Below are 6,679 nucleotides of genomic sequence, written 5' to 3' on the forward strand. Positions count from 1 at the left end.
GGCCTCTCCACACTGCGGCCTCCAGAGCGAGAACAATGCTGTTCATGGATTCGGATCGACTGCCGGCGTCGACGATGAACATGCTCACCAGGCATCGCCGTCGAGCGTCGCTGAGCATCTCGCGGACCATGACCGGATACTCCTCGTCGGTAACCAACACGAAGGTGCCGCCGAGCGAGCCGATGGGGTACACAAGGTCACCTCGAGCCGAGGATCGGATCGAGAAGAACGTCAGTGGATTCCCTGAAGAAGCGGACCAGCACAGGCAGCCCAACGACTCGGCGGATGAGAGACGCTTTTCGCTCCAGGAGCCGTGCCTCCAGGAGCGCCCCGGACGACCCGGGCACCTCGTGGATGCTGTCGAGCATGCTGGACAGCATGGAGAGCTGCCCGTTCACGACACTTTCCCGGAGTCCATACGACAGTGCAGCGGAAGCGCGACGCTCGGCTTTGGTCACAATCGCCTGCTCCTCTTCGGTGAGCAGTCTCATTTCGTTCGTACCTCACTGTCCGGTCAGCACGTCATCCCGGAGCGGGCTCCGGCGTGGACACTCCCCAAGGAAAATCGGGCAAGTCCGACGGGGTGCCGGACTCCGACGAGGTGCATTCACTCTCGAGTTCCGTCTGCACCTCTGAGCCGAAGTCATAACCGGCCGCTTCCTCGCCGGCCTCCGGTAAATCTGCCTGATCCACCGCGGCATGGAAGGCTTCATGTGCGACGACGTTGGCGACGTCGCCTCCTTCGGCCTGGCACAGGAAATCGGGCGACAGGTGAATCGTGCCGGTGGATGGGTCGTAAGCACCGAGAAAGTCACTGTCGGTGTTCGGGTCGACTATTGGGTCGTCGCTCCATTCCACATCATCGAAGCCCCACGACTCCAGGAGTTCGCCCCCGTACTCCTTCATGGCGTCGAATCCCTCGGATGTACACCCGATCTGGTCCCAGTCGTCTATTACGTCGCAGATCCCCATCGCCATATCCTTTGCACGGCCCGGATCGCTTGCGTGACGCCCAGAGGCGCATTTGCGCGGGCGACTCCGTCAACAAAAACAGTGTCACTCGGGCCGGGTCCCGTCAATCCTCCTCAAGCAGGTTCGGGGCGACTGGCCCGAGCGGGATCCCTGCAGCCCCGCATTGGGGCCTCGCCTCGGGAGCCAGCTGCCTCCTAGATTGGGGTGTCGCTTACCGAACGAGGGGGTCGGATGAGTCGGGAGACCTACTACGACGTTCTCGGTGCGCCGCACGCCTCGAGCGTCGACGACCTCAAGCGTGCGTATCGGCGAGCGCTCCGCACCAGCCATCCGGATGTCGGCGGCTCAGCCGAGAGTTTCCGCAGAGTGCAGGAGGCGTGGACGGTCCTCGGCGATGCCGCCCGGCGACGTGAGTATGACCGACTGCATCTGCCGCAGGCATCCGTTCCTCCCCGCGGTGACACGCGACGCGAGCGCTCCTCCTCGCGCCGGGCAGCTCGCGAGCCCGCTGCGAGTGCAACCGCGACGCCGACCTTCGCGGCGGCGTACGGGCATCCGGGCGGATACTCACGCTCCCGATACCTCAACATCTCCCGCGAATGGATGCTGTCGCCCCGGCCGCCGACACCGCCAGCGAAGCCGCCGCGTATCCCGCACGAGCAAGACCGCTTTCTGCACATGTGGGGGGTGGTGTGCCTGCAGCTCCTGGTGCCGTTCGCACTGCTCTTCGCCATATTGTTCGTCATTGCGGCGGTCACCGGAATCCTGCCCGCACTGCCCTGGCCCGCGGTGGGAACGGTGGCGATCGGAACGTTCGGTGTGGCGTTTCTCTGTGGCGGCGTTGTTGCGACGATGAGGCTGTTTACGAGTCCCGCTCGGGCCGAGGTGCGGGCGATGCGTGCCTGGAACCGCGCACTTTTCGCCGAGCGTCGAGCCGAGTACGACGTCGCCCGGCAGCTGTTCGCCGATGACCTGGAGCGCCGCCCGGAGAGCGCGGACAGCTTCCTCCGCTCCCCGTATTCGCCTGACTCCGTGATGGTTGCGCCAACGGGAGCGCAGATCGAGTTCGCCCGGGCGCTGGCACAGGAGCGGATCGCTGTGGCGCTGAAGTCGCTCAGCGCGGAGTTTACGATCTGGCATGACGTGTGGATCGGCGACGAGGGCGCCTACGCGTCACACCTGGTGGTCGGGCCGCAGGGTCTCTTTCTTATTGAGCCGCTCAGTGAGCGGCAGCGCCTGGATCCGCAGCGGTTGGTGGAACTGTCGGATGCGATTGGCGTGACCGGCCTGACCGGAGTGCTGTTCGTCGACATGGACCCTGTCGCGGTGAATGCTCCGCCGGCGAAGCTCGGTGATGTGCCGACGCTCACGTGGCGTATCGGAATCACGCGGCTTGCGCCGATGCTCGGTGGCGGGATCCACGGCATCGAGAGTGGCGAGAGCTGGGAAGTGCGTCAGCTGGTGGAGCGTGTGGCGCGGCGGGTGGCGTTCGCGTAGCTCTTCTTCCCACCCCACTTCGGGTGCAGCGGCCCTTATGAACTCCGTCGCGTCCGAGAGGAATGTCAGAATGGGCCAGACATGCAATCGGGGGGAGTGCGGATGTCTGCTGGATCGTCCGCTGGACACGAGTCCCTCCGTCAGCTCGCCCTTGCGGTACAACATGAGCGCGCGGCGCACGATGCTCGCGAGGCTGCGGGCCGTTACAGGGCAGCGTCTATCTCCGAGAAGCAGGTCGCTCGCGTCCTCGCCCCGCTCTCGGCGGCGGGCTATCATTTCCTCCCCGACCGTCAGTGGCCAGGCAGCCGAACTGCGCAAGTCGACCTGGTCATGGTCGGCCCAGGCGGGGTGTTCATCGTGGACACGAAGTGGTGGAAAGACGTTGTAATCGCCGCCGGGCGGGTCTTCCGTGATCAGGAAGACGTCACTGACGAGTTCGACAATCTTGCCGACTTAGCCTTCGGCGCAGAAGGCGCTTTTGGCGCTGTCGGTCTCGCACCAGGCGAAGTCCGCCCAATCGTCGTTCTCGCCGGTCGCAAAGGCGTCAAGGCATCGATTGGCACGGTCGACATCGTCGGCGAAAGTGACGCACTCCGTCACATTGCCTCCCGAGGAAATCGACTAACTTCGCTTCAAGTCGACACTGTCCTTCGTGCGGCACTGAGCCACTTCCCCGTCATCGGCGCTCCCCAACCAGTGAATACAGCACTGCCCGAGCCTGTGCTCGAGGCTCCGCCAGCAACAATCGAAGAGAGTGACCTGCTGTCTGCTGACGAAGTGAACTCAGCGTTGTTGGAAGGAATGCTCGCCTCCCCGGTCGAAGACTGGATGACTTTCCTACATCCCGACCAGACCAAGCTCATCCGGCGAAACTTCAACGGCCCCTCCAGAATTCGCGGAGCGGCTGGAACCGGCAAGACCGTTGTCGGACTCCACCGAGCTGCATATCTTGCTCGATCTCGACCGGGCAAAGTCTTAGTTACGACCTACGTGCGCACCCTGCCGGCCGTCCTGTCCAGCCTGATGGAGCGGATGGCCCCAGAGGTAAGCGACAAGGTCGAATTCGTGAGTGTGCATCGGTTCGCAAGCCGAGTGCTGAGCGAGCGCGGCATCCGAGTCAGCACGAACCCGGTGCAGGCAAACTCCGCCTTCAAGTCAGCCTGGTTCGACGTGGGAGTAAGCGGACCGCTGGCTGCCATTGAAGCCAAAGACCGGTACTGGAAGGAAGAGATCGACCACGTCATCAAAGGGCGGGGCATGACCTCTTTTGAGGCCTATGCCGACTCGGCTCGAGTCGGTCGAAGGCGTCGCCTGACAGTGGACCAACGCCGAGCAGTCTGGACGCTCTACCGAGCGTACGAAGACCGACTGAGAACAGCCGGGATCAATGACTTCGCGGATCAAGTCCTCCTCGCGGCTCGCTCCCTCCGTGAGGACCCGCTCACCGGGTACTCGGCCGTCATCGTTGACGAGGCGCAGGATCTTTCCTGTGCGATGGTTGGGATGCTTTACTCACTTGTCGGCGACCAAGCAGATGGCTTCACATTGATCGGAGATGGCCAGCAAAGCATCTATCCGGGCGGATACACACTTGCCGAAGTAGGGATCTCCCTGGCCGGGCGAGGCGTGGTCATGGACACCAACTATCGCAATACCGCCGAGATCCTGGCCTTCGCCAATGCGATGATCGCAGGCGACCAGTTCACCGACATCGAAGGCACTGATCAAGGTGCCGATGCCACGAAGGAGGTTCCTCGGCATGGGATTGAGCCGGTCGTGTCTCGCAGCGAGACTGCGGCCGATCACGATCTCGCGATGGTGAACCGCGTCCGAGCCATGGCTAGTGAGGTCGGGACTTCCTTCGGAGACGTTGGCGTGCTCGCGTTGACGAAGGCAGCGGTCGAGCTCGTTGAGCGAGCCTGCAGGAGCGCCGGGATTCCGACGATCAGTCTCGAGAAGTACGATGGGCAACCGATTGATGCGGTCAAGATAGGCACGGTGAAGCGCGCTAAGGGACTCGAGTTCAAGCACGTGCTTGTCCCCCGACTGCGATCCGCACAGCTCTACTCAAATGTTCCTGGTCCGCGGACCGCGGACACCGGATCCTCTACGTTCAATGACATCGTGCGGGAGCGTGATGAACGCGATCGTCGTGAACTATATGTCGCGATGACGCGGGCGCGCGACGGCCTGTGGGTTGGCGTTCTCGACTGAACAGTCGGGCAGTTCCGACGGCGGTTAGACGGTTGTCGCCATTCTGACCCCAGTTCACGGCATTCTCTGTGGGGCCTGCTGCGTGGGCTGCTAGACAGAATGCATGTACTCAAGCGCAGAGCAGCAAGCCATCCGAAAAGACATCTTCCGCTGGTTGGATCGCAGGCTCGAGCTTGGGGCTTACGAGCTCACACGTGATGAGCTCGTCAACTACAGATACGGCGACACCCCGATCCCACTGCTCGATCGCGCCCGCGGCATTCGAAATCCCAAAGACTTCGACGCCACACTCTCGATCATGACGGGAGTGAAAGGAACCTACAACGACGGCATCAGCGACGACGGATTCGTCCACTATGAGTATCAGTCGCGAGACGGTGGGGACAACACGAAACTCAAACGTGCGCTTGAGCAGAAGACCGGAATGATTTACTTTCAGGGCGTACGGCCGGGAGTATACGTCGCGCACTACCCCGTCTACGTGGTCGCAGATGACACCGTCCGGCGCACTTTTCTCATCGCGCTTGAGGAGTCGATGCGCTTCTTCGGTGACCCGCTCAACATGACCGTCGACGAACGCAGGTACGCCGAGCGCGCTGTGAAGCAGCGGCTACACCAGCCAGTGTTTCGCGCACGTGTCATGCATGCATATGCCAGCACTTGCGCCGTGTGTCATCTCAAGCACGCGGAGTTGCTCGACGCTGCACACATCATTGAAGATTCAGCACTAGCAGGCCTTGCAGTGGTCACCAATGGTATGGCCCTCTGCAAACTCCATCATGCCGCTTACGATCGGAATCTCATGGGGATCACGCCCGACTATGAGGTCCGAATCAACCGCGCGCTTCTGGATGAAATTGATGGCCCCATGCTCAGACACGGACTTCAGGACATGCATGGGACCTCGCTTGTTTTGCCAGCCCGACGGGGCGATCGACCCTCCCGCGAAGGTCTGGCCGCTCGCTGGGAACAGTTTGCCGCATAGTAAAGCTGCTGCGGCTGTCTTGAATCGCTGGTCCCTCCTTCGGCCTGAACCGGACAACATTTGACCCCAATCCGAACCGCTTGGGAAGCTGGGAATCCATGTGCGGTCTCCCCGCGCGGACACAGAGGACAGTCGCAATGATCTATGAGCTCAACCACTTCGGAATCTTCGTCCGCGACGCCGACGCCTCGCTCGCCTTCTACCGCGCCCTTGACGCCCGCATCGTCTTCCACCACAGCTCACCCGACTCCGGGCTGCAGATTGTCTACCTGCAGCTCGCTGGCAGCATGATCGAACTGATCTATGCGCCCGACCCTGGCCCGGACGCCGTCTTCGGCATCAATCACCTGGCCTTTATGAGCGATGACATCGACAGCGACTTCGACCGCCTCGTCGCCGCTGGCTGCAGCGCCGCTGTTCCGCCGCGCATCGCCGCCACCGGCAACGGCCGCATCGCCTTCGTCGAACGCCCCGACGGTGCACGGCTCGAGCTGCTCCAGCGCGAGGTCGAGTTCCGCACGCCCGGCCCGGGCTTGGGACTCATCACAGCCTTCGACCACTACGGCTACCGGGTCGACGACCTGGATGAAGCCGCCGCGTTTTTCACCCACACCGTAGGCATGGCTCCGGTTCCGGATTCCTGGGAGAACGACAGCGAAACCCCACAGGCTTTCTATGCGATTCGCTCGGACGTGCTGAGGCTAGAGGCGTCGCCGCAGGCATCCGCCGGCTTCAGCCACATCGCGCTCCGGGTGACCGATATCAAGGCTGCGCTCACAACGCTTGCCGAACGTGGTGTCGTGGCGGCCGAACCTCGCGTGGTGCCTGACATCGGCGACGGTCGCCGGGCCGTCCTCACCGACCCGGACGGCGTGCGGGTCGAACTCCTGAACTAGCCGGTTTCGACAGACTCAACCACCGTTATTCGCGATAGTCGAGCACCACCTGCAACGCCTCTCCGGGGTTCTCATCAAGCATGCGGAACGCCTCAGGCGCATTCCGGGCCGGAAG

7 protein-coding genes and 1 pseudogene are annotated in these 6,679 nt (G+C 62.7%); 5 read left to right on the top strand and 3 right to left on the bottom strand.

Annotated elements, in window-relative coordinates; all coding sequences use genetic code 11:
• From ACLQ62_RS10305 to ACLQ62_RS10315, 3 genes are all read right to left on the bottom strand, one after another.
• Positions 1-193: hypothetical protein (locus ACLQ62_RS10305; RefSeq protein WP_411721546.1), on the bottom strand; the 193-nt coding region annotated here is incomplete at its 3' end.
• Positions 194-197: 4 nt separating this feature from the next.
• Positions 198-491, bottom strand: a complete 294-nt coding sequence (locus ACLQ62_RS10310) for a hypothetical protein (RefSeq protein WP_411721547.1) — start codon at positions 489-491, stop codon at positions 198-200.
• 31 nt (positions 492-522) lie between these two features.
• Complete coding sequence (locus ACLQ62_RS10315; RefSeq protein WP_411721548.1) at positions 523-972, bottom strand: hypothetical protein; 450 nt, start codon at positions 970-972, stop codon at positions 523-525.
• 231 nt (positions 973-1,203) lie between these two features.
• Here ACLQ62_RS10315 and ACLQ62_RS10320 point away from each other — a divergent pair, with 231 nt between their 5' ends.
• The 5 genes and pseudogenes from ACLQ62_RS10320 to ACLQ62_RS10340 all read left to right on the top strand — a co-directional run bounded on the left by ACLQ62_RS10320 (position 1,204) and on the right by ACLQ62_RS10340 (position 6,564).
• Positions 1,204-2,469, top strand: coding sequence for a J domain-containing protein (locus ACLQ62_RS10320; RefSeq protein WP_411721549.1), 1,266 nt, complete (start codon positions 1,204-1,206; stop codon positions 2,467-2,469).
• Between the two features lie 102 nt (positions 2,470-2,571).
• A pseudogene (locus tag ACLQ62_RS10325) lies at positions 2,572-2,871 on the top strand (nuclease-related domain-containing protein); the annotation flags it as partial.
• 318 nt (positions 2,872-3,189) lie between these two features.
• Positions 3,190-4,683, top strand: a complete 1,494-nt coding sequence (locus ACLQ62_RS10330; RefSeq protein WP_411721552.1) for a UvrD-helicase domain-containing protein — start codon at positions 3,190-3,192, stop codon at positions 4,681-4,683.
• Between the two features lie 103 nt (positions 4,684-4,786).
• Positions 4,787-5,668, top strand: a complete 882-nt coding sequence (locus ACLQ62_RS10335; protein ID WP_411721550.1) for an HNH endonuclease — start codon at positions 4,787-4,789, stop codon at positions 5,666-5,668.
• A 137-nt stretch (positions 5,669-5,805) separates the two neighbouring features.
• Positions 5,806-6,564, top strand: coding sequence for a VOC family protein (locus tag ACLQ62_RS10340; protein WP_411721551.1), 759 nt, complete (start codon positions 5,806-5,808; stop codon positions 6,562-6,564).
• Positions 6,565-6,679 lie beyond the last annotated feature (115 nt).

Source organism: Mycetocola sp. (genome assembly GCF_046716805.1).
GTDB lineage: Bacteria > Actinomycetota > Actinomycetes > Actinomycetales > Microbacteriaceae > Mycetocola_A.

Excerpts from the sequence above, each read along its gene's own strand:
- ACLQ62_RS10310 (WP_411721547.1), bottom strand. The coding sequence starts at position 491 with ATGAGACTGCTCACCGAAGAGGAGCAGGCGATTGTGACCAAAGCCGAG.
- ACLQ62_RS10315 (WP_411721548.1), bottom strand. The coding sequence starts at position 972 with ATGGGGATCTGCGACGTAATAGACGACTGGGACCAGATCGGGTGTACA.
- ACLQ62_RS10320 (WP_411721549.1), top strand. The coding sequence starts at position 1,204 with ATGAGTCGGGAGACCTACTACGACGTTCTCGGTGCGCCGCACGCCTCG.
- ACLQ62_RS10335 (WP_411721550.1), top strand. The coding sequence starts at position 4,787 with ATGTACTCAAGCGCAGAGCAGCAAGCCATCCGAAAAGACATCTTCCGC.
- ACLQ62_RS10340 (WP_411721551.1), top strand. The coding sequence starts at position 5,806 with ATGATCTATGAGCTCAACCACTTCGGAATCTTCGTCCGCGACGCCGAC.